At 58.9% G+C, this 24,179-nt stretch carries 13 protein-coding genes; all 13 read left to right on the top strand.

What is annotated here, in order from left to right; all coding sequences use genetic code 11:
• The first annotated feature begins 251 nt into the window (after positions 1 to 251).
• The 13 genes from SH410x_RS06630 (at position 252) to SH410x_RS06570 (ending at position 24,054) form a co-directional block, all read left to right on the top strand.
• Complete coding sequence (locus SH410x_RS06630) at positions 252 to 2,099, top strand: DmsC/YnfH family molybdoenzyme membrane anchor subunit (RefSeq protein ID WP_473675716.1); 1,848 nt, start codon at positions 252 to 254, stop codon at positions 2,097 to 2,099.
• Between the two features lie 11 nt (positions 2,100 to 2,110).
• On the top strand, positions 2,111 to 4,393 hold the full coding sequence (locus tag SH410x_RS06625) for a molybdopterin oxidoreductase family protein (RefSeq protein ID WP_473677258.1): 2,283 nt from the start codon (positions 2,111 to 2,113) through the stop codon (positions 4,391 to 4,393).
• Between the two features lie 14 nt (positions 4,394 to 4,407).
• On the top strand, positions 4,408 to 6,234 hold the full coding sequence (locus SH410x_RS06620; protein WP_473675715.1) for a NirA family protein: 1,827 nt from the start codon (positions 4,408 to 4,410) through the stop codon (positions 6,232 to 6,234).
• A 101-nt stretch (positions 6,235 to 6,335) separates the two neighbouring features.
• Positions 6,336 to 7,973 (top strand): sulfite reductase subunit alpha, encoded by a 1,638-nt coding sequence (locus SH410x_RS06615; protein ID WP_473675714.1) that lies wholly within the window; start codon positions 6,336 to 6,338, stop codon positions 7,971 to 7,973.
• Between the two features lie 473 nt (positions 7,974 to 8,446).
• Positions 8,447 to 9,481: an AAA family ATPase gene (locus tag SH410x_RS06610; RefSeq protein ID WP_473675713.1), complete on the top strand. Its 1,035-nt coding sequence runs from the start codon at positions 8,447 to 8,449 to the stop codon at positions 9,479 to 9,481.
• 1 nt (position 9,482) lies between these two features.
• Positions 9,483 to 10,427: a DUF58 domain-containing protein gene (locus tag SH410x_RS06605; protein ID WP_473675712.1), complete on the top strand. Its 945-nt coding sequence runs from the start codon at positions 9,483 to 9,485 to the stop codon at positions 10,425 to 10,427.
• Complete coding sequence (locus tag SH410x_RS06600) at positions 10,424 to 12,517, top strand: BatA domain-containing protein (protein ID WP_473675711.1); 2,094 nt, start codon at positions 10,424 to 10,426, stop codon at positions 12,515 to 12,517. The genes SH410x_RS06605 and SH410x_RS06600 overlap by 4 nt, the downstream gene beginning before the upstream one ends.
• On the top strand, positions 12,514 to 14,760 hold the full coding sequence (locus SH410x_RS06595; RefSeq protein WP_473675710.1) for a hypothetical protein: 2,247 nt from the start codon (positions 12,514 to 12,516) through the stop codon (positions 14,758 to 14,760). The genes SH410x_RS06600 and SH410x_RS06595 overlap by 4 nt, the downstream gene beginning before the upstream one ends.
• Positions 14,757 to 18,116, top strand: coding sequence for a hypothetical protein (locus SH410x_RS06590; RefSeq protein ID WP_473675709.1), 3,360 nt, complete (start codon positions 14,757 to 14,759; stop codon positions 18,114 to 18,116). Before SH410x_RS06595 ends, SH410x_RS06590 begins: the two co-directional genes overlap by 4 nt.
• Positions 18,116 to 19,288 (top strand): hypothetical protein, encoded by a 1,173-nt coding sequence (locus SH410x_RS06585; protein WP_473675708.1) that lies wholly within the window; start codon positions 18,116 to 18,118, stop codon positions 19,286 to 19,288. Before SH410x_RS06590 ends, SH410x_RS06585 begins: the two co-directional genes overlap by 1 nt.
• A complete protein-coding gene (locus SH410x_RS06580) occupies positions 19,285 to 20,055 on the top strand; it encodes a hypothetical protein (protein ID WP_473675707.1) in 771 nt (256 codons plus the stop codon). Before SH410x_RS06585 ends, SH410x_RS06580 begins: the two co-directional genes overlap by 4 nt.
• A gap of 169 nt (positions 20,056 to 20,224) precedes the next feature.
• Positions 20,225 to 21,208, top strand: a complete 984-nt coding sequence (locus SH410x_RS06575; RefSeq protein ID WP_473677257.1) for a prenyltransferase/squalene oxidase repeat-containing protein — start codon at positions 20,225 to 20,227, stop codon at positions 21,206 to 21,208.
• A complete protein-coding gene (locus SH410x_RS06570; protein ID WP_473675706.1) occupies positions 21,205 to 24,054 on the top strand; it encodes a TlpA family protein disulfide reductase in 2,850 nt (949 codons plus the stop codon). The genes SH410x_RS06575 and SH410x_RS06570 overlap by 4 nt, the downstream gene beginning before the upstream one ends.
• The last annotated feature ends 125 nt before the right edge of the window (positions 24,055 to 24,179 follow it).

The following is a 24,179-nucleotide window of genomic DNA, read 5'->3' as shown; positions in this document are numbered from 1 at the left end:
CTTTGGGTGCCTATACGACGGGCATTGGATTGCTAGTCGGATACGCAACCGGCGATAGAGAGCGTCGCGGAGTCTTCGGGGGCGAGACCGCACTGCGAGCATTTAGACGCCGCAATCCATCGATAAAGTGACAACCCTGCCCACGCGTGCAGCGACTAGAGTGCTCCAAGTGAATTGGCCCGGCGGATGCATCCCTCCGATGGACCCTCTTCCAATTCACTCTCAATTGCTCAGTCTTTGAGCATATCTGCATGCCGACCACGCTTCCCCACGCACCGTCTTCAAACGAAAGGTCGAGGCTGTCGTTTGCCGACAACGAGTTTGATCTCGTGGGGATGCTTTTGGAGCAGCAACAATCGCTCAGCGCCGTCGAGCAATTTTCGGAGGCGCATTCAGCGGGCGATTTGGGTAGCTCTTGCTCGAGCGAGGCAAACGAACCGTCTCAGTCAATCTATTATCGCCGGTTGATGCCAGCGACGCCGCCTCAGCCCGGCCAACAACTCGCCTTTGAGGTGAACCTGGACACTTGCAGTGGCTGCAAGGCCTGTGTGGTCGCCTGTCATACCATGAACGGGCTCGAGGATAACGAGAGCTGGCGGAAGGTCGGCACGCTGGTCATTGGCGTCCCCGAGTCACCATCTGCCGAGGCGATTACCACGGCCGCAACAGATCGGTCACCCGTTGCTATCGCGGCAACAGTCGCACCGGACGTTGGAATTCAGCATGTGACGACCGCATGCCATCACTGCGAGGACCCCGGTTGTCTGAATGGTTGCCCGGTGAAGGCGTACGTCAAAGATGATGTCACTGGGATCGTCACGCATTTGGACGACCAGTGCATCGGTTGCAAATATTGCACGATGATGTGCCCCTATGAAGTTCCGAAGTACAGCAAACGGCTGGGTATCGTACGGAAGTGCGATATGTGTCATCAACGATTGAAAGTTGGCGAAGCTCCTGCATGTGTGCAATCGTGCCCGAACGAGGCGATTGCGATTCGCATTATCGATCAAACCGTGGCGGTCGGTGATGGCGACCAGCGTCTAATGCCTGAGGCGCCGAGTTCATCGTTGACACGTCCGACGACACGCTATATCGGGCAACGCAGTCACAGCGTGAGGCTGGCCACACCCCAGGATTCAGCGATCGACGAAGTGGCAGAGAGTCACTGGCCGCTTGCGATCATGCTGGTTGCGACCCAAGTTGCCGTCGGCATGATTCTCGTGGAGCAAATCGCCTCACTAGCCCTTTCTTTCGCCGGCGGAGCGATGCCGCTGGCCGCCACCCGCTTAACGGCCAGCGTCGCGTTGGTGATCACGATGGTCGGCATGAGTCTGGCGCCGCTGCATCTGGGGCAGCCGCTGCGAGCATGGCGTGTGTTCTTAGGTCTCCGGACGTCCTGGTTGAGCCGCGAGGCTGTGTTGTTAGGCAAATTTGCTGGCGTGTTAACGATCGCGACGGTGTTGTTGTGGTTACCGGTTTGGAAGCCTTGGATTCCTGCCGCGTTGACTGACAGGGTCCCCGACGGGGTCGTGATCCCCACCTGGGCGACTTCCGTCGCGATTGTATCGGCCGTGGTGCTCGGTTTAGCGGGTGTCTACAGCAGCGCCATGATCTACATCGCGACACGCCGCGAACTGTGGCGTTTTTCGCGCACGTTACCACGGTTTTTATCCACGGGATTAATCGTCGGCACATCGTTCACCGCCACCACCATCGGCTGGGCCGGTGGTCCGAACGCAGTCGTGACCCTATTGCTGATCACGGTGGTCCTCTCCGGTGCAACCAAACTGTTCTGGGAATTGAGTTTTCATCTTGGTGCGAGCGTGGAGCTATCGACGGTCAATCGCCTAGACATCCGCAGCCAGAATCTGGTGACATCGCGTCTGGTGCATTGGCGGCAGGTTCGGCTCGGTGCGGGATGGGGAGGCCTGGTCGCTTGCATGATCGCTGTTTGCCTGATTGGCGTGGGCGAAGTTTCCGCGGGCGTGTCGATTGCTTTCATAGGGTCGCTGACATTGCTCGTCGCGGAGTCGGCCGAACGGTTGCTGTATTTCATGAGTATCGTTTACTACCGCATGCCGGGAACGTTGAAATGAGCATGAATATCGTGTCGAATCTGTTCCTGGACGGGGCCAACGGGACATCCAAGCGATTCCGATTCGAACTGCCGCAGTTGCTGCAGCGTCGGCAAGGGCAGATGACGCGGGAACTGGTTTTGCACCCAGGCGAACACGGCTTGGGGATGACCCATGAGTCCATGGCCGCTGACGTCACGACAACGGCGACGTGCGGGTATTGTTCGACCGGTTGTGGGCTACGCTTGCACCTGCGTGATGGTGAGGCGGTCGGGTTGACCCCTGAGACCAACTACCCGGTCAATCTCGGCATGGCATGTCCCAAAGGATGGGAGGCACTGCGAGTGCTCGATTCATCCGAGCGTGCGACCACCCCGCTGTTACGCGGCGACGATGGAAAGATGCATCCCGTTGAATGGGACGAGGCACTGCGTACGTTCGTCACTGAGGTTCGGGGTGTGCAGGAGCGGCACGGAGCCGACTCCGTCGCGTTCCTCTCGACCGGACAAATTCCGTGCGAAGAGATGGCCTTTCTCGGGGCGCTCACCCGATTTGGAATGGGCATTCGGCACGGCGATGGAAATACTCGTCAGTGCATGGCGACGGCCGTGACGGCGTACAAGGAGTCATTTGGCTTCGACGCGCCGCCCTACACCTACGACGATTTCGAGCAGGGAGATTGCCTCGTCTTTATCGGCGCGAATCCGTGCATCGCTCACCCGATCATGTGGGAACGGGTGCTGCGCAACCCCAACGATCCTAAGATCATCGTGATCGATCCACGGCGAACCGAGACAGCGACGGCGGCGACGGAGCACCTCCAAATTCGCCCCAAGAGCGATCTGGCGCTGTTGTACGCGATCACGAACGTGTTGATCGAGAGAGACTATGTCGATCACGACTTTGTTTCCGCACTCACCGAAGGCTTCGACGCGCTGCGTGAACATGTCGCTGCGTACGATGTCGAGTCCGTCGCTCGACAGGCCGGCATTCCGGCAGCATCCATCATCCGAACGGCCGAGGCAATCGGAACCGGCCGAGCCGTTTCGTTGTGGTGGACGATGGGTGTCAACCAAAGCTACGAAGGCACACGCACGGCACAGGCCATTATCAACATCGCTCTGTTGACGGGAAATATCGGCCGCCCGGGCACGGGAGCCAATAGCATCACGGGGCAATGCAACGCGATGGGATCGAGGCTCTGGAGCAACACGTCCAATCTGTTGGGCCATCGTCGGTTTGAGGACGAGGACGATCGGCGAACCGTGGCTCAAACACTGGGTATGGATGAGGCATGTATTCCGAGTGAGGGCAGTTGGAAATACGATCGCATCATCGAGGGCGTCCGCCGCGGCGAGATCAAGGGATTGTGGGTGATCGCGACCAATCCCGCCCATAGCTGGATCCATCAATCTGACGTTCGCGAGCTGTTCGACAAATTGGAATTTTTGGTCGTTCAAGACATGTATCACACGACCGAGACCGCTCAACACGCCCATCTTGTTTTACCCTCGGCGGGTTGGGGCGAAAAAGAAGGAACGTTCATCAATAGTGAACGCCGCTATGGATTGATCAAGAAAGTACGTCGCGCCCCCGGACAAGCACTGGCGGATTTCCATATTTTTCGCGCCATCGCTCACTACTGGGGCGTCGCTGAGCAGTTCGTGGAGTGGACCGATCCAGAAGCCGTGTTTCGTATTTTGCAGCGACTCAGCCTTGATCAACCCTGCGACATCACGGGGATCGACGGGTACCGGCAACTGGATCGTTGCGGCGGGATCCAGTGGCCGTGGACGCAACAGGATGCGGCAAACAACCTATCCGAGGGGAACGCAAAGAGTGCCGGCCATCCGCCTCCGCAACGCCGACTATTTGCGGATGGACGGTTCTATCGCCCCAACGGACGCGCTCTGTTCGTTGTTGATCAGGTCCAGCCGATGCCAGAACGAACCGATCCCGTCTACCCGATCGTGCTTTTGACGGGGCGAGGTTCGGTCAGCCAATGGCACACTCAGACGCGGACACGTCAGAGTCCCGTGTTGCGATCACTCTACCCCGTTGAGCCCTACATTGAAATCAATCCTGTCGACGCGGACGAACTCGGAGTCGTTCACGGCGAAAAGGTCGACGTGCTGTCCCGTCGCGGTGAGGTCACCGTGACCGCCAACGTCACCGCCACGGTGGGACGCGGGCAAGCATTCATGCCAATGCACTACGAAGAGACCAACCGCCTCACGCTCGCTCATTTCGACCCGCACAGTGGTCAACCGAGCTACAAAAATTGCGCCATACGCATCATCGCGAAAAACGAGTAGGACGACTTTTCATCATGTCAAACAATCTCGCCTTTACCGAATCCCAAAAACAATATCTGAGCGGACTCACCTTCGGGACCGACGTGGCTCGGGCCGTCAAAGGATTGCCGGTGCTTGCGGGCAGTGCCCGTGGCGGCACATCACTATCGATTGGCGGTGGCGGGGCAACCGTCGACGGCAAGACATTACCCTACGGTCCTGAAAAGATCGCCTTGGACGCGCAGGCCGCAACGATCAACGCTGGCAAAAAACTATGCAAGGAGGAGCTGGCCAAACAAACCAAGAATCCTTTGGACATGTGGGATGAGATCGTGGACCTCAGCAACGAAGGCAAGTTCCCGAAAGGAAATGACGTTTTCCTGACGAAATTCCACGGCCTGTTCCACGTCGCTCCCGCTCAGGATTCGTACATGATGCGGTTGAGGATCCCCGGGGGGACGAGCCGAGCTTGGCAGCTGACGGGTTTGGCCGATTTGGCGGACCGTTCGGCGGGCGGGTATCTCGACGTCACGACGCGGGCCAATTTACAGTTTCGTGAGATTCCCGCGGACCAAGCCGCTGCGATGCTCTACGGAATTCGCGAACTCGACGTGATCAGTCTTGGCTCGGGGGGCGACAATATTCGCAACTGCACCGCGAGTTGCTTGTCCGGCATCGACCCCGATGAACTGATCGAGACGATCCCGTTGGCCAAAAAGATGCACCACTACATTCTCAACCATCGTGAGATGTATGGGTTGCCGCGAAAATTCAACATTGCATTTGACGGGGGCGGTCGGATCGCATCGCTCGAAGACACCAATGATATCGGGTTTCGAGCCGTTCGCGTTGAGGAGGCTGACAGCAGTGAGGACCTGCCTGCGGGTGTCTATTTCCAACTCACACTCGGCGGCATCACCGGCCATCAAGATTTCGCCCGCGACACTGGTGTTTTGCTCCGGCCAGATGAGTGCGTCAAGGTTGCAGGGGCAATCCTTCGTGTGTTTATCAAACACGGCGATCGAACGGATCGAAAAAAGGCACGTCTGAAATACGTTCTCGACGACTGGGGATTTGAGAAGTTCATCGACACCGTGGAGAGCGAGCTGGGCAAGCCGCTGCGACACGTCGATGCATCACGAGTGACGATCGTCAATCATGAAGACCGCATGGCTCACGTCGGATTTCACGAGCAACAGCAAAAGGGGCGGTTTTACGTCGGCGTCGTGTTACCCGTCGGCCGGATGACCAGCGACCAAGCCCGCGCGATTGCCGACGTTGCTGACGAGTTTGGTACCGGCGAAGTTCGCTGGACGGTATGGCAGAATCTAATTCTTCCCGGCATTCGAGAGCGTCATATCGAAGAAGTCCAAGCTGCGATCCTTGCCAGTGGACTCGACTACCGGGCCAGTTCGTTCCGCGCTGGGTTGGTGGCGTGCACGGGCAGCGCGGGCTGCAAGTTTGCGGGCGCGGATACCAAAGCCAATGCGATGGCACTGGCCAAGGCACTCGAATCTCAGTTTGAAATCGACGTGCCGATCAACATCCACCTGACGGGTTGCCATCATAGTTGTGCCCAGCACTACATCGGCGACATCGGCTTGATCGCGTGCCAGGTCGAACAAGGCGACGACATGGTCGATGGATACCACGTCATGGTCGGCGGTGGATGGGGCGCGCGTCAAGGCATCGGCCGCCCATTGTTGACGTCAGTCGTCTTTGAGGACCTGCCAGCCTTGATCATTAATCTGATCGACGGATACCTCGCCGAGCGACAGGTCGACGAATCATTCGTGGAATTCAGCAGGCGAAAGACCATCGTCGAATTGCAATCGCTCACCAAACTCGCCTTAGTCCCATAGCTCCGCCGGCCTCTTGATCCACATCCACATCACACACTGATGCCCGAGGCTAGCGTCCAGGGCTCATTCCGTCTCCCTATCACAGCGTCCACATCAACACCATGACCGACTTCATCCCCACGACGGCTCCGTTCAGTGAAGATCAACGTGCTTGGCTCAATGGATTCTTTGCTGGGTTAACCGGCATCCAAAGCGAAGAAAATCCGACAGCGACGCTGCAGGCCCTCGGGATGGGGGCGTCCACAGGAATTGCTCAACCGGAAGCGGAGGAGGAATTCCCGTGGCGGGATTCCTCATTGCCCATTGTCGAGCGTGTTGGTCTGGCGGACGGTCATCCGACTGAACGAAGACTGATGGCTGCCATGGCACAACTCGATTGTGGATCATGCGGCTATGTCTGCCAAACCTATAGCGAAGCCATCGCCAACGGCGAGGAGACGAATCTGACACTATGCAGTCCTGGCGGCAAGGAAACCAAACAGATGATCAAGAAGATCCTCGCCGACAGCAAGGAGCTAGGATCGTCTGAGGGGACAGGCTCCCGTGTATCGTCAGGTTCCGTTCGAAATGGGACGGCAACTCAAAATGGCGTTTCAGCGAGTCGAAACGGCTCGGCGGCCCAGTGGTCTCGCAACAATCCATTTTCAGCGAAACTGCTTGAATCACGCCCCCTCAATCTCGAGGGATCGGCTAAGGATACCCGACATGTGGTGATCGACCTGACCGGTTCGGGATTGACGTACAAGGTCGGCGACGCGTTGGGAGTCCTGCCAACGAACTGTCCTGATCTGGCGGCGAGACTCATCGATTCCATTGCCGCTGATTCACAGATCTCTGTGACCACGCCTTCCGGCGATACGAAATCTCTCCTGCAGGCGTTCTGTGAAGACTACTGTCTGAAAGACCCGAGCGATGAATTGATTGCACTACTGGCGGGGCGTGTCCAAGACGCGCCTACAAAAGCGGTACTGTCATCCATGCTCGACGAAGGCGTGCCGGACGGGTTTGACGTACTCGATCTGCTGGAAGTCGCCAAGGGTGTGAGGGTGACCGCAACGGAAGTCATCGAGACGCTCGATCCGCTCAACCCGCGACTGTACTCCATCGCCAGCAGCATGAAGCGAGTGGGCGATCAAGTCCATTTGACGGTGGGCAAGGTTGTGTACGAACGGGAGAGTCGCGTTCGCAAGGGTGTCGCCAGCACGATGCTATCGGACCGGGTGACTGCCGGCGAAACCGTCCGCGTCTTTGTGCAACCGAATCACGCCGGCTTCACCGTCCCATCGACCGGTGAAACGCCGATGATCATGGTCGGTCCGGGTACGGGGATCGCGCCCTTCCTCTCGTTCTTGCAAGAGCGTGCAGAGGCAAAATCAACGGGTAAAAATTGGCTCTTCTTCGGTGACCAGCACGAATCGTGCGACTTCCTGTATCGCGACGAGCTCGAGGGGTATCGTGAGCGTGGTCTGCTGACGCGTTTGGATACCGCCTTTAGCCGCGATGGTGAGCGAAAGGTTTATGTACAAGACCGAATGCGTGAGCAAGCCGCAGAGATTTGGCAGTGGCTGGAATCGGGAGCAGTATTCTATGTCTGCGGCGACGCGTCTCGGATGGCCCGCGATGTTGACAAAGCGCTGCATGACATCGCCGAATCAGCAGGCGACTTGTCCGCCGCCGATGCCGCCGCATACATCAAACAACTCAGCATCGATGGCCGCTACCACCGCGACGTCTACTGAACCACTGTGAACCTGTTTCGTTGAACCGCGTGCCCAGCGGGCCGTGCGTTGCTCCTCTCGACGCGTGGGGCGTTGCTCTCGCGGTTTAACAAGAGTTGCCCCAAGCACACTGCGGTCTCTCTCCGGCATCCGCAGGATCCCATCGACCATCGAAACATGGATAGGTGACTGCCTCGGGAACATTCCCTCCGAGCGTAACCACCCGTCGGTGAGAAGATTGCCACGATTCCAAAGCCGCCGAGATCCTCGCTTTGGCATTCGCGATGACGCGAAACATTGCCGTATCGGGATGGTTCTTTCGTACCGCCGGGACCCACGAGTGCGCGGCTCGCCTCGCGACGGTGACAATTCTAAAAATCCCGAATGAGAGTGCCCACGGAGGTGTTGCCAAGGGCTATCATGGGGGGACTGCTCCTGTTCCGCCGCGTGATTTCTAACGAGATCCGCCCCTATTCTTATCCGGAGATTTCAATATGTCGCAGACGGCTGTTCCCGAAACCCCACCTGCCCCCGAAGCGGCCCTCAGTGACGATGATGTGCAGGCCGTCGATCGGTTGGGGAAAATCCACCAGCGTCTCCGACAGGAGCTCAGCCGGGTGATCGTGGGCCAGCATGACACGATTGACCTGCTGCTGGTGTGCTTGTTTGCTCGCCGGCACGCGTTGTTGATGGGCGTCCCGGGACTGGCCAAGACGCTCTTGGTCAGCAAACTGGCCGAGACGATGTCGCTGCAGTTCAGCCGCATTCAGTTCACTCCCGACTTGATGCCGATGGATATCACGGGCACGGACATCTTGCAGGATAACGGTCAGGGTCGACGCGAATTTGAGTTTGCTCACGGTCCGGTGTTCGCGAATATCATTTTGGCCGACGAGATCAACCGCGCTCCGCCCAAAACCCAAGCGGCGATGTTGGAGGCGATGCAGGAGCAGCGCATCACGGTTGTCGGCAAAGGTTTCGATCTGCCATCGCCGTTCATGGTGCTGGCGACTCAGAACCCGGTCGAGCAGGAGGGTACGTATCCGTTACCGGAAGCTCAGCTAGACCGTTTCATGGCGTTGATTGAGCTCGATTATCCCTCGGAAGAGGAGGAGATCGCGATCGCGCGGACGACGACAGGGTCGGGCCTACCGAAGCTCGAGCATCTGATGACGGGCGAAGACATCATCGCTCACCAAGAACTGGTACGCCGAATCCCGGTCCCCGATCACATCTACATTCAAGCAGCGCGGTTGGTGCGTAAAACACGCCCCGGCGGCGGGACGGCACCGGAGTGGTTGCTGCCGTTGGTGTCCTGGGGTGCGGGACCGCGGGCGGTTCAGGATTTGATCTTGGGTGCCAAGGCGCGCGCGGCACTGGAGGGTTCGTACATGGTTCGTAGCGAGGACATTCACTACGTGGCCTTAGCCGTGCTGACGCACCGACTGATCACGACGTTCGCCGCCCAAGCTGAGGGTTTATCAGCCAGTGATATCGTCCAGCGATTGTTGAGAGAAGAAACCAAATAGCATGTGGAACCAACAGCAACCGCGTGACTTTCTCGATCCCGCTGTCTTGGCCGCGCTCGCGGGGATGCCGCTGATGGCCCGACGTCCGATGCGGGGTTCGGTATCCGGCAAACACACCAGTCCAACGCGTGGTTCCAGCGTTGAGTTTGCCCAGTACCGCAAGTACGTTCCCGGTGACGACCTGCGCCGACTCGACTGGCGGGCCCATGGCCGCAGCGATCGCTACTACATCAAAGAGTTCGAAGCCGATACGAACCTGCGCTGCTGTCTCGTCGTCGACACGAGTGGTTCGATGGAGTTCGGCACAGTGGCGGAGAAGGCAACCGATGCCATCACCACGAAAACACTGACGAAGCTGCAGTACGCGCGGCGAATTGCGGCCACGATCGGCTATCTGGCAGTCGGCCAGGGCGATGCGGTGGGTCTGTCCTGCGTCGCCGGTGGGATCGTCAAGCATCTACCCGCGCTGCGGAATCCGTCGCACTTGCGAGCGATCTTCGATACTCTCGAAGAGATCCGCGGTCAGGGTGAGACGCATCTCGTCGATGTTCTGCACGAACTCGCCGAAACGACGCGGCAGGGCGCGATGATCATTGTGTTGTCAGATTTCTTTGTGGATCCGGACCTGCTTCGCGGCTGTTTCGAGCACATTCGTTTCCGCAAGCATGATCTGTCACTATTCCATTTGCTCGACCCGATGGAATTGAGTTTTTCCTTTGGCCGACCGACGCGATTTTTAGACATGGAAGGCGGCACAGCAATCTTTGCGGAACCGAGTGAGATCGCCAGTCGCTATCACCAAGCACTACGGGACTATCTAGAAAGTCTGCAAGAGATCGTCACGCAGACGGGCGTGGACTATCACCGCGTGAGCATCGACGAATCGTACCAAGACGTGTTGACGAAATTTTTGACCCGGCGAGCGATGGCGAGGAAAGTGCGATGAATTTCCTGCAGCCCTGGATGCTGATCGCCCTGCCGTTGGCATTGATACCGATCATCATTCACTTGATCAATCAGCGGCGATTTCAATCGACGCAGTGGGCGGCGATGATGTTTTTGCTATCGGCCAACCGGATGAATCGCGGCTATGCGAAGATTCGACAGTGGTTGATTTTGGCGCTGCGAGCACTCGTGATCGCGGCGCTGGTGTTCGCGATTGGTCGGCCCATCGCCAGCGGTTTACTGGGCGGGTCGATCGCCGGATCGATTACAGGACGCGGCCCCGCCAACACGATCGTGCTATTGGATCGCTCACCCTCGATGCAGGCGAGCAGCGATGGAACATCGCGTACGAAGTTAGAGACGGGGGTCGCTGAGATTGCCGAGGCACTGCAAACGATCGGCACACAGCGTCTGATCTTGATCGAGAGCAATACGGTATCACCTCGGGAAGTCGCAGCGCCTGCGGATTTGATGGACTTGCCGGAAACCGGGCCGTCCGACGCGTCGGCGGATGTGCCTGCGATGATGCTGGCGGCGCTCGACTATATCAATGCCAATCAGCTCGGCCAGACGGAAGTATGGATCTGTTCGGACCTTCGCAGTCATGATTGGCGGAACGAGGACGGTCGCTGGTCGTCTTTGCATGACGCGTTCGCGGAGTTTGGACGCCGAGTGCGATTTCGGCTACTCGCCTTTGGCCAGCCGACCGGAGCGGGCGGTGTTGCCGCGGGTGGTGCCGCTGCGGACAATCAATCCGTGCGGATCGAAGAGGCGAGGTTAGAGACGACGCCGGATGACGCTGAGTCGGCCGTGTTGATTTCACTCAAGATCACAGGCGATGCGGAAGACCCCGAGAGTGCACCGCGGAAGGTCCCCGTGACGCTCGGCCTGGATCAATCGCGGAGTGTGGTGGAGGTGGAAATGCGGGGCGGCGTCGGCCAGCTCGCCGGGCACCGCGTTGTCCTGCCGCGTGATCAGACACGGGGCTATGGATCGGTGGCGATTCCCGCGGACTTGAACCCTGCGGACAACACGTTTTTCTTTACCTTCGATCAACCACCGCCCCTGCGAACGGTCGTGGTCAGCGATGACGAGGAGATCGGGCGGGTGCTGCAGCTCGCAGCGGAGATCACCCCGGACGAGAATACGCAAAGCATGGCGGAGGTGGTATCGCCGCGAGACCTCGCGGGCGTGTCGTGGGAAGACGTTTCACTCGTCTTGTGGCAGGCCGCGTTGCCTAACCCTGATGGTTCCGATTCGGATGCAGCGGACATGTTGCGAGCGTTGGTAGACCGCGGGGGACGAGTGATTTTCTTTCCGCCGGACTCTGCAGGTGAATTAGCAGCGTCAGGGGAACTCTTCGGCATGCAGTGGCAGAGCTGGGGTGATGTCGACGGAGAACATGCGGTGAGTTCGTGGCGGGGCGATGCGGACCTGCTGGCCGCAACGATGGCGGGGAGTGCTCTGCCGGTCGGGACGCTGCGGGTCAAGCGATTCGTGGGGCTCGGTGGAGACGCGACGCCGCTGGCGAAACTGTCCGATGGAGCGCCACTGTTAGCGCGTGTGGCGACGCCGCAGGGCGGTATCTATTTCTGCAGCACCACGCCGCTGGCCAAGGACTCCTCATTGGCCGCCGATGGAGTCGTATTGTATGTGATGATCCAGCGTGCGTTGGCGGCCGGAGCAGAATCGTTGGGCAACACGTCCCAGATTGACGCGGGCGGGGCATTGGCGGGGGAAGCCGAGCGGTGGGAGCGAATGGCGGGGCGTGAATCCGCTCTATCGAGCGAGAATGCGTATGTTGCCGGCGTGTTTCGTGAGCGGGAGAACGGTCGGTTGATTGCGGTCAACCGCAGCGCCGCCGAAGATGCCACGGCCACGCTCAGCGATGAGCAAGTCAACGCGTTGTTTCAAGATTTACCGTTCGTACGTGTTGATCGCACGGCGGGCAAATCAAACTCACTCGTCGAAGAAATCTGGCGGGCGTTCTTGATCCTGATGCTCATTGCCATGATTGGGGAAGCCTGTTTATGCCTGCCGCGGGTGCGGGCGACAGACGGTTCGCCAGTGCGTGGAGGTGCCTCGGCATGATTCAAACCAACTCGATCTCTTTCGCATGGACACCCGCGACCGCGGTCATTGCCATTGCCGCTGTGATTGCGACCTTGGTGTTGGGGTTGGTTGCCTGTCGCCGCAGCGGATGGCGAGGCTCGACCGTCGCACTCGAAGCACTGCGGCTGCTGATGGTTTCCATCGCCGCGTTGCTGTTGGGTGGCCCGGAATGGGTCGAGCAGTACCGCCCCGATGAGAAACCCGTCGTAGCGGTGCTGTGGGATGATTCAGCGAGCATGCAGACGCGCGACGCATCGACCAGCGCAGAATCTCGCAGCGATGCGATCGCGCCGCTAACGCTGACCGATTCGTGGGAATCATTGCAGGGCCGCGCCGAAGTGGTGATCGAGTCCTTTGCAGAAACGCAGGAGTCAGGCGACTCGCCCGCGAAAATCAATCCGATCTCCAACTCCGCCGCGACGGAGGCCAATGACAACGAACCCGGCACGGATTTATCCAGTCCGTTGGTCGATGCGGCGTTGAAACACGACAACTTGCTCGGCGTCGTACTGGCCTCCGACGGTGATTGGAACCAGGGCTCGGCACCGGTCCAGGCCGCCGGTCGCTTGCGGTCCTTAGGCATCCCGGTATTTGTGTTTCCGGTCGGTAGCGACACGCGGCTGCCGGATGTGGAACTGCTCAGTTTCGATGTGCCCACGTTCGCGATCGCCGGGAAACGAGTTCGCATCCCGTTCTCGATCGAGAGTTCACTGCCGCGTGATCATCAGGCGAGCGTGACCATGAAGACGAATGAGGGCGAGACGATCACAAAGGAAGTCCGCGTGCAGGCGATGGGCCGGACCAACAGCTCGATCGACTGGCAACCGGAGTCGCTAGGGGAGACGTCGTTAACGCTCAGTGTCTCCCCCACAACGGGCGAGGTTCGCGACGACAACAATGAAATGACGGCGCCGATTTCGATTCGCGAAGAGAAGCTGCGTGTGCTCGTGATCGAGTCCGTGCCGCGTTGGGAATATCGGTACTTGCGCAACGCCCTGTCGCGAGACCCGGGCGTGGATGTTTCTTGCCTGCTGTTTCATCCAGGGTTGGATAAACACGGTGGCGGCAACGTGGATTACATCAGCGAGTTTCCGGCCACCAAGGCGGAACTGTCGCAATACGATGTCGTGTTCATCGGCGATGTGGGCATCGATGATGGGCAATTGACGATCAAGCAATGCGAATGGCTGCGGGGTCTCGTCGGGCAACAGGCCAGCGGGATCGTGTTCATGCCGGGTTGGCAGGGGCGGGAGTTCAGTTTGCTCGACACGCCACTCGGTGAATTGATTCCGGTGGTCATGGACGAAGCTCAACCGCGCGGCTGGGGCTCTCGCACGGCGCAGCACTTTGAGCTGACGGAATTAGGCCGGCGCAGTCTGTTGACGAAACTCGCCGATACGGCGGATGAGAATCTCGAGGTATGGGGCAATTTACCGGGGTTCCAGTGGCACGCCCCCGTGGTGCGGGCCAAACCGGGGACCGAGACGCTATGCGTGCATCAAGAAACCAGCAACCAGTTTGGCCGGTTACCCTTACTGGTGACGCGGACGTTCGGCGGCGGCAAGGTACTGTTCATGGGCACCGACGGCGCCTGGCGGTGGCGCAAGGGTGTCGAGGATTTGTATCACTATCGGTTCTGGGGCCAAGTCGTCAGATGGATGGCGTATCGCCGTAGCATGACGTCGGGGGAAAACATGTATCTCTATCAATCGCCCGAACGGCCGCGGGTACGGCAGACCGTGACGGTCAACGCGAACGTGATGGAATCCAGTGGCGAGCCACTCAGCAAGGGGGACGTGACGCTGCGGATCGTCTCGCCGGCGGGCCGGATCGAAACGATTCGCATGGAGTCGGTGGGCGAGCAATGGGGGGCTTTTTCGGGTCGTTTTACGCCACACGAGCACGGCATGCATGAGCTGACGCTGTTCTGTAAACAGACCGGCGACACGCTCCAGACCAAACTGCTGATCCAGGGTTCCTCCCTCGAACAGATTGGAAAACCCGCTCGCCCGGAGGTTTTGGAAGAAATCGCCCGGGTCACGAGGGGCCAAGTTTTAACAGTTGACCGGCTCGATGACGTGGTACAATGGCTGTCGACGATGCCTGATCCTCCACCCTCGGTGCGACGGATCGCGCTGTGGAGTCATCCGATTGTGGTCGGGTTGTTCGTCGTCCTGTTGGCGCTATTTTGGATCGCACGAAAGGGAGTGGGATTGATATGAATGTTGTCACCAATTCATCCGCGGGCCCAGAGTCGGAGGGTCCTCCGACGAGGAGCCCTGAATCCTCTGGACTTCCGAAGCCCCGCCTCTCGTCGCCGCACCACGGCGCACTGCGAGTTCCCGATTCGCTGCAGCAGCAATTGCTCGGGTATCGTCGCCATGTGTGGCGGATCAAGATCATGGAGGCCGCAGCGATCGCGATCTTCGGCATCGCCGCGGCGTTCTTGATCGTATACGGCTGGGACCGATTCGCCGACACGCCGCGGGAATTCCGATCCGGTTTGCTCGTTGCCGCCGTGGGTCTGATGGCGATCGTGCCATGGTTCGTCTATCGATGGGTGTGGCGACATCGCGGTCTCGAGCCGTTGGCCCGTTTGCTCAGTCGTCAAATGCCTGCTGTGGGTGATCAACTGCTGGGCGTGATCGAGCTAACGCACAGCGATTCCGAGCAGGCCCGTTCGCCTGCGTTGTGCCAAGCAGCGATGAACCAAGTCGCCACCGATGCCTCGCGTCGCGACCTCGCTCACGCTGCACCACCGTCCCACTATCGTGCATGGGGTGGGGCCGCCGCACTGGTCGTGTTGGCGAGTATCGCCTTGGCCACGATCTATCCCGCCGCGTCGGCCAATGCGATGTCCCGGTTGGTCATGCCATGGAAGAATACGCCTCGATACACGTTCACTCGCATCGAACCGCTACCCACTGAACTGGTGTTGCCGCATGGAGAAGCAACCACCCTGCCGATCGTGCTCGCCGAATCATCACGGTGGCAGCCACGCGAGGCAACTCTGCAGATTGGTAACCAGCCGCTGGCCCGGGCCAGCTTAGAAAACGGCGAGTATCGATTCAACTTGCCACCGCAAATCACATCCGACAAACTCACGCTTCATGTTGGTGACGTGACCGAGAGTGTTGTCGTCGAGCCCACCTTGCGGCCGGAACTCGCCTCCGTCATGGCGGACGTGCGGTTGCCTGAGTACCTCGGCCAAAACAAGGTCCGCCGTGTCGACTCGCGCGGTGGCAGCGTGACGATGGTCCGCGGCAGCAACGCGGTCTTCACAGCAACCATCAATCGCGATCTAGCGACCGGCCAGATCAATGAACAGGAGCGGGAGGTTGCCGGTGCCACATTGGCTAGCGAGAACGTGGCGATCGACGAAGTCTCATCGTTGAAGTTCAGATGGCAAGATCAACTGGGCTTGTCGGGCCGCGAACCGTTCGAGTTAACCGTCAACGCCGTCGACGACGAAGCCCCCACGTTGATCTGTGACGGGTTGCCTCGCCAAGCGGTGGTGCTCGATAGCGAGACGCTGAAGTTCACCGCCCGCGCCAACGATGACTTTGGGATCCGCCGAATGGGGTTGATGTGGCGGGGACTGGATGTGGGCGCGGTGCAGGATCCAGCCTCGGGGGAACGCCCCTTGGCAGCCGGTGATTTCGAGACGCCCGAAGTCGAAGCGATTGGAACGTTCTGCGCGACCACGCTCGGCATCGAACCACAACCGATCGAGGTGTTCGTGTGGGCGGAGGATTTTCTACCCGGGCGAAATCGCATCTACTCCCCGCCACATGTTCTGTATGTGCTGACGCCGGATCAACATGCGATTTGGATGAACGAGCAACTCAGCAAATGGCACCGCCAAGCCCTCGATGTTCGCGATCGCGAGCGGCAACTCTATGAAAAGAACAAAGAGCTCCGTGAGATGTCCGCAGAGGAACTCGATACCGCGGAGAACCGCCGTGCGATCGAGCGTCAGGCGTCGGCGGAAACGTCCAATGGACGCCGGCTCGATCGGCTCGGCAAGCTTGGGGACGACCTCGTCCTGGCCGCCGCTCGCAACCCAGAGATCGGCGTGGGGCATCTCGAACGCTGGGCCGAGATGCTGCAGGTGTTGAAAGATTTGTCACAGAACCGCATGCCCTCCGTTGCCGACCTGCTCGACCAAGCTGCCGAGCAGCCCACGAAGATTGCCGCGGCGCCATCCAAACCGACCAGCGTCAGTGGACCGAAAGCCGGTCAGAGCCGAGCCGGAGGTGCGGGCACGCCCGCCAAAGCGTACGAGGGCAAGACACCACCGCTGCGCAATGCCCCCTCGCTCGCTGACATGGAGTCCACAGCAAACTCGCCCGACGAGGGGAATGCCGAGCCTGGACCGGCCAAGAAACCCAGCAGCCCATCGCTGCGGCTGCCCACCACAACCGTGATGGGCAAGAGCCAACCGAACCAGAAGGATCCGCCGAAGAACCAGCAAGACTCGTTGGACAAGGCCGTCGAAGAGCAAGCCGATGTGCTCGCTGAGTTCGATCGGCTCGCAGACGAACTCAATGCGGTGTTGGCAAACCTCGAAGGCAGCACGCTCGTCAAGCGACTCAAGGCTGCGTCACGCCAACAGAACGTGGTCGCCGGCCGTTTGACTGACCAGTTGCAACCCGCCTTCGGCGTCAGCCGCCCGAGCATGGATGTCTCCGTACGCGAGGAACTCGACAAGTTGAAAGAAACCGAAGCATCCAGCGTGAGCAACGTTTCCTACATCATGGATGACTTGGCCGCATACTTTGAACGCCGGCGGTTCATGCGTTTTAAAGCGACACTCGACGAAATGAAACAAGCGGATGTGATCGGTGGGCTGCGGGAGCTTTCCACCGAACTGGTCAGCAAACAGGGGCTCTCGGTTGCCCAAGCCGAATACTGGTCCGATGCCATGGACCGGTGGGCTGAGAATCTGGTCGATCCCGCCTGCAGCGGTTCCTGCCCCGGAGGCAAGTCACCGGAGAGCTTGCCCCCGTCGATCGTATTGGAAGTCCTGCAGATTCTCGAAGCCGAAGTGAACCTGCGAGAGGAAACCCGTGTGGCTGAGCAGGCGAAACCCGCCATGCAGGAGGCTGAACGGGCGGAGAATGTCGAGACGCTCGCCGCTTCGCAGAACACGATCAATGAGCGAGTGGTCAAGGTGATCGCGCGGATTGAAGAACTACCCGATGCGAGAAAGCATTTTGGCAAAGAACTCCAAATGTTGTCGGCCGTTGATCAGGTGATGACCGAGGCGACCGGCATTTTGAAGAATGCGGACACCGGGGCCTTCGCGATTGCTGCAGAAACGGAGGCGATCGAATTGATACTGCGATCCAAGCGGATCAATCCCAAGGGTGGCGGCGGTGGTGGCTCGTCGCCCGGTGGCGGCGGCAGCGGGAACACAACCGATTCCGCATTGGCATTAGTCGGCAAAGGCCGTAATGAGAAAGAGGTTCGCGAGAATCACGAAGTCGGTCAGACGACCGGCGAGAGCGGTGCCGTGCTCCCCGAAGAGTTCCGCCGCGGACTGGACCTGTACTTCAACCGGATCGGAGGATCCTGATGCGGATTGGGAGATGGGTCGCGGGGCGACGAAATCACGGTTCCGTCGCGGAGCGGCGACAGCAGATCGCCTGGGGCGTCAGCCCCAAGAACCATACGCCAACGGGGTTCCACCGATTCGCCGGCGGTCGAGCGAAGCGGACACCGACCGATTCGCCGAAGCAAGGGCTATCCGGCCCCCGCAGGGCGTCCCCGCATTCCGGAGACATTCGTGCGATGCCCCTTGCCGGGGCCGCATTGGCAATTCCATTGCGGTGGTATTCGCAGCGTTCCGACCACCGGCCAGTGGCTCCGATCCTTCCACGATCAAAAAACCAGAACATGGAGGAGATTGACGCGTCTGGCTGCACGCTGGCGTGCCTGCGGCACTCGGGCGTTCTACTCGCGATCTTGTTTGCGTGTTCCTTCTTATTGCCCATCCGGGTCGCGGCCCAGGACGATGCCGACGAGGTTGCCCCGGCGATCGAAGTTGTCGAGGCACAAGATGTCATCGCGATCCAGGCGTTGTTCCCGGCACTTGCCGCCGGTCAAGCACCTGACAAGCACGCGCCACTGGAGTTTCTCAAACCACTCGTCAACTTCGAGATTTCATTCATCAAACGCGTTTGTGATCCCAGCGAAGAGCAAATGACCGCGATCGTGACTGCGGCCAAGGAAGCGTACAACGCCACCGGCGACATGATCCATGATCCAAATCAGCCAAGGGTTGCCGGCGGTCAGGTACAGATGATGGGACCGGGGAACGAGCAGCTCAACGAAAACCCCTATCACCGAATCCGTCGTGATGCGGCCACGTACCTGAAACCCATCGTGTCCGCAGAACAGTACGATCGCTATCAGACCGAGTCGAAACAGCGTGATGAATTTGAACACAGGGCCGTTGTGGGGATGATCATCAATTTGATTGAGGACAAGATCGCGATCAACGAGGAGCAGCGTGCTGAGATGACGGAACGGATGATGCACGAGGATACCGGATTGGATTTACAGTCCATGCAGGTTTACATCTACAACCCACAGTACCTCCCCAAGCTTCCCGCCAAAGTGGTGCAGAAAGTTTTTGATCAGAAACAGCTCGCCGCTTGGCAGTCACTCAGTTCGGTTCAGACGACCTTTTCAACAAGTTTCAATAACGGCCAAGAATTGTTGTTAGACGAGGAGTGGATTCAATGAATCGTTTGCTCATCGGATGGCTGTGCCTCGTTGCCATGTCGGTACAGGCACCGGCCCAGAATTTTCAAATTGATATCAACCAATTCGATAGCTGGATCTTCTCCCGATTGGGGAATGCTCAGAACGCTCGGAAGGCACTTGCCGATCGTGCCCAGATGGAGATTGATCGTATTGGTTTCTCGACACCGCTGCGAGAATCCCAAATCGAAAAGCTTCAGTTTGCCGCCCAAGGAGATATCAAGCGGTTCTACGATGATGTTGACAAAGCTCATCGCGAATTCCAAGCGATGCAGGATGCCGGTGAGATCGGCCAAGGCAACATCAATGAAGTTTACCAACTCGCCGCGCCGCTTTCACAGCGTCTCATCAAAGGCATCTTTGAGAACGATTCGCTGCTCCAGAAGGTCGCCCGCGGGTGTGTGGATAAAGAGCAAGCCGAGCAATTACGTGCACGCGAAGAACGTCAGCGCAAGCTGCAAAGTGAGGTCGCGATCACTGGCTATATCGCGACGCTGGGACGGCAAGTTCCGATGACGCAACGCCAGCGTGAAGAGCTGATGACAATGATGACCGAGAATATCACACTGTCAGATCCTGGCCATCAATCTGTCAGCTATCTATTGGCCTATGAGCTAAGCGAACTACCGAAACCGAAGTTGAAAGCGATTTTTGATGAAGCCCAGTACAAGGCGATGGAGAAGACGTTCGCGCAGGGGGGCATGATGAAGGCGAATTTGAAGCAAATGGGGTTGTTGGATGACGAGTAACCCAGTGAGTCGCTTGGGGCCATGGTCCCGAGCTCGCAATTTGGTGACGGTTCGTCGAAACGAGGGCTCGGGCGGGACCTTGGTCCCATCCTACGGGCCTCTGGCCATTTTCCTTTGCCTACTCGTTCTCTGCCCCACATTCGCCTTCGCTCAATACCCAACGGCACAGATGGGTGAGGTTGTCCCGCGTGACGTTCGCGAGATCTATGAAAAAGGCTTGCAATTCCTTGCCAAGACGCAAGGTGAGAATGGGGATTGGCGGGGTGGGCAAAGCGGTCCTGCGGTAACGGGTTTGGCGGTATTGGCCTTTTTGGCTTCGGGCGAAGACCCAAACTTTGGCATCTATAGTGGAAACATCCGCCGCGGTTTGCGGAGCATCCTACTCAGCCAAGACTCGACGACGGGCTTCTATGGTGGCGCCATGGGGCACACGAGCATGTATCACCATGGGTTTGCGATGCTAGCGATCGCGGAATCCTATGGCGCCGTGGACGACTCCGATCTATGGCGTGGAAGCGGAAAACAGAGCGGTGAGGATGCGGCGAGAATATCGCTCGGCCACTCGCTCGAGCTCGCCGTAAGAGGCGCAGTCACCTCGCAAAAGAAAAACAAATTCGGTGGCTGGCGGTACGGCCCGGATGCTACGGATGCGGACACCTCCGTCAGTGGCGCGGTGATGGTCGGATTGCTGGCCGCTCGCAATGCTGGCATCGAGGTGCCCGACGAAGCGATCGATCGCGGCGTGGCATATTTCAAATCGATGACCAGCCCATCGGGGCAGGTCGCCTATGCGGGCATCGGTGGTTTCGATGACTCCATCCCTCGAATTTCAATCGGCACGCTGGTATACGCTGTCTCACGCCGCAAAGACATGCCTGAGTTCAAGGCAACTTTGGGAGCCTTGACGAGCCGATTGGAACAGCCTCCCAACAGCAGCTATTTGCGATACGGGCAATACTATGAAGCCCAAGCATTGTTCCAAGGGGATGTCGAAGCCTGGGAGAAATGGAACGATCAATTGATCCAAGAACTCAAGGCCGACCAGGGAGCGGACGGTAGTTTCTCCGGTGGACAGGGGAATTCCGTCGATTCAGCGTTAGCCCTACTCGCGATGGCACTTAATTTCCGCTTCTTGCCGATCTACGAACGATGAAACATAGCATCCTGATCGCAGTTCTTTGTGTTCTTGCTGGTGGGGCATCAACGCGTGCGGCCGAGCCCGCTCCGACTGGCGTTCTACGCCTCACCGGGGGCGACTTTTTGCCGGGGCGTCTGGCGGATTCCCATCCCCAATCAGATCCTGAGCCCAATGGCGAGGACGCTTCCCAGCGTTTGGCGTGGCGGCATCCTGACTTTGCCGCTCCGATTCATTTTGATTTGCAATCGGTGATCGCCGCTTCCTTTCCTCCCCCGGAGCAGCCTGTGCCAGCGAAAGGTCCGTTCGCGATTGAACTGGCAGGCGGTGATCGCCTCTTCGGTGAGGTGCTCGAAGTCGACGAGGAGACGATTCGCATCAATAGCGACGCGTTTGGCGAGCTATCGATTGATCGCGCGGCCGTGCGACGAGTCTCGCGGTGGAATGACGGTGCGTCGGTCCTGTTCGCCGGCCCGGGGCCCGTCTTGGACTGGAAGGTTCGGCCCGATCAGAAAGCATGGCCATCGGGCGGCAATCAACTCCATACCGATACCGTCGGGGCGACTGCGTTTCGCGATATTGGGCTACCCGCCACGCTGCAAATCGAAGTTGAGTTGGCGTGGGAGGGAACCCCGAACTTTGTGTTCGCCATCGGTGTCGACGCCAAGAATACCGACTACGGAGCGAGCAGTGCATTTCGTATCGAGGTCTGGGGCGATCAGATCGCATTGCTGCGGGAACTCGATAAAACGGCCGATTGTGTCCCGCTCGGCAAATGGAAGGACCTCAACGGTAGTTTGCGTTTGACGCTGGAACTCGATCAAGTCGAAGGGCATGTCGTGGCGTTATCGCCGCAGGCGGCCGTACTTGGCGAGATCACGGTCAGCGGCGACCAATACCCGGGCGTCCGCCCCGGCATTCGGTTGACCAATATCGCGGGCAACGTCAGCTTGGAGTCACTCCGTGTGTTAAAAACGACCAGCCGGACAACTCGCGAAATGGCCAGCGATCAAGACGTTATCTCGCTCGATGACGAGATCGACGAACGCGGTATTTGGACAGACGTGGTTGGCGACGGATGGGTGATTTCCGAAGGCGATTCGCAGCATGTGATTGATCCCAAGCAGGTTCGGTCGATTGACTTGCATGCGTCCAACGGTGACTCTGACAAGCAAGCATCGGCGGACCAGACGCCCGCGGCCGAGAACGAAGAGGTACCGATCGACACGCCGTCGGCAATGGTTCAGGTCATCACTCATGGCGGCATTCGACTCAGCGGCGAGCTCGCTGCGTCAGACCATGGACGATTGACGCTCGTAAGTGAAGTAATTGACGAACCGATCGAGTTTCAGCAGGCGGACGTCAGCCGCCTGACGGTCGCCAACTCGCAGACGATCGCGTCAGAATCATCTAAGTTCATTCTCGGTAGGCTGGAATTCCAGGACGGCCGGCTAACCGGTCGCTTTGTGGACACCGAGGAGCACGTCCAACCGACGCCGCTGCGATTTACCCCGCGTCATGCCTCCGCCGTCAACCTTCTGCCAACGTTTTCGGGCCGCATGGTGTACCGGGAAACACCACCACCTGAAACCGCAAAACAACGTCATCTACGTGAACAGCGGGAAGCGGCGATTCAACGAGCGAACCAGCGTCGAGCGAATCAGGGCGGTGTTTGGAACGCCCTCGCCCGCGCCTTTGGGAACAACGCAAACTCTGTCAATCGAGCGGCCGAGGGCTCGCCTCGATCAATGCACCTGCGCTCCGGTGAAATTATTCCCTGCGAGGTCACGTCGATCGATGAGCATGGGGTCGTCTTCACGTCGGAGGTGACCGAAAAAACGCGTTTACCGCAGGACCAAATTCGGGCGATCGCATTTACCGCCGGATGCCGTGATCCCGAAATCGAGGCCGCCCGGCGCGACCGTTTGCTAACCGTCCCACGCATTCGCAAAAAGAACCCGCCGACGCACTTGATTGTCGCGAACAACGGCGACATCATGCGGGGCCGTCTCACACGTGTGACCCAGGACACGATCGAAGTCGCCACGCGACTCGAAACGATCCCGATCAAACGCTCCGTGGTCGCGCAGATCATTTGGCTCGACGATCACGCGGATGACGACGAAACCGAGGATGATTCCGCAGCCGAACCCCCGTCGAGCGAATTGGCCGTCCGGGCGATATTGAGAAACGGCAATCGCATGTCGCTGTTAGCCCAGAGCCTCGACAACAGTGTCCTGATTGGAGTGCACCCCTTGCTGGGCCAATCCCAAATCAAGCTTGGCGATGTCAACGAACTGTTGATTGGCATCGACATCGCCGTGGCCGGAAGGGATCAGCCCTATGGTGATTGGCTGTTGAAAGATGCTCCCGAGCCGATCATCGAAAGTGAAGGCGACGAGGGAGGAACCGCGGCGATGTCGCCACTGGTCGGTACCGAAGCACCGGATTTCTCGTTGGACCTGCTCGCTGGCGGAACCTTCTCGATCTCTGCCTCACGCGGTCAAGTGCTCGTCTTGGATTTCTGGGCGACCTGGTGTGGTCCATGCATGCAAGCGATGCCGGTGATCGAGGAAACGGTGTCACAGTTCGAAGAGAAAGACGTCAGACTGGTCGCGGTGAATCTGCAGGAGACCGCCGAGCCCATCCTGGAGACGCTCGCGAGACTCAAAATCTCACCGGAGGTCGCCTTGGATATCGACGGGGTCGCGGCCGCCCGATACCAAGCCAACGCGATCCCACAAACCGTCGTGATCGACCGTGAAGGCAAGATCACGCACCTGTTCGTCGGTGGCGGACCGAAACTCGGCGAACAGCTTCGAGCAGCGATCGCTGAAACACTCGCGGAGAAGCCGCCGCAGTGACTTGGCATCGCGTGAACAACAAGTGACGAATTCCCCTTTAGGAGCGAGCGGAAAATATGTGGCCGAACGCTCCGCGGTCGGAATCGTCGACCGCGGAGCGTTCAACCACAATTCGGAATCGTCGA

The organism is Rhodopirellula sp. SH410 (genome assembly GCF_055811895.1).
The sequence above is the reverse complement of the archived record's forward strand: the minus strand, read 5'-3'. Positions and strand labels throughout refer to the sequence as shown.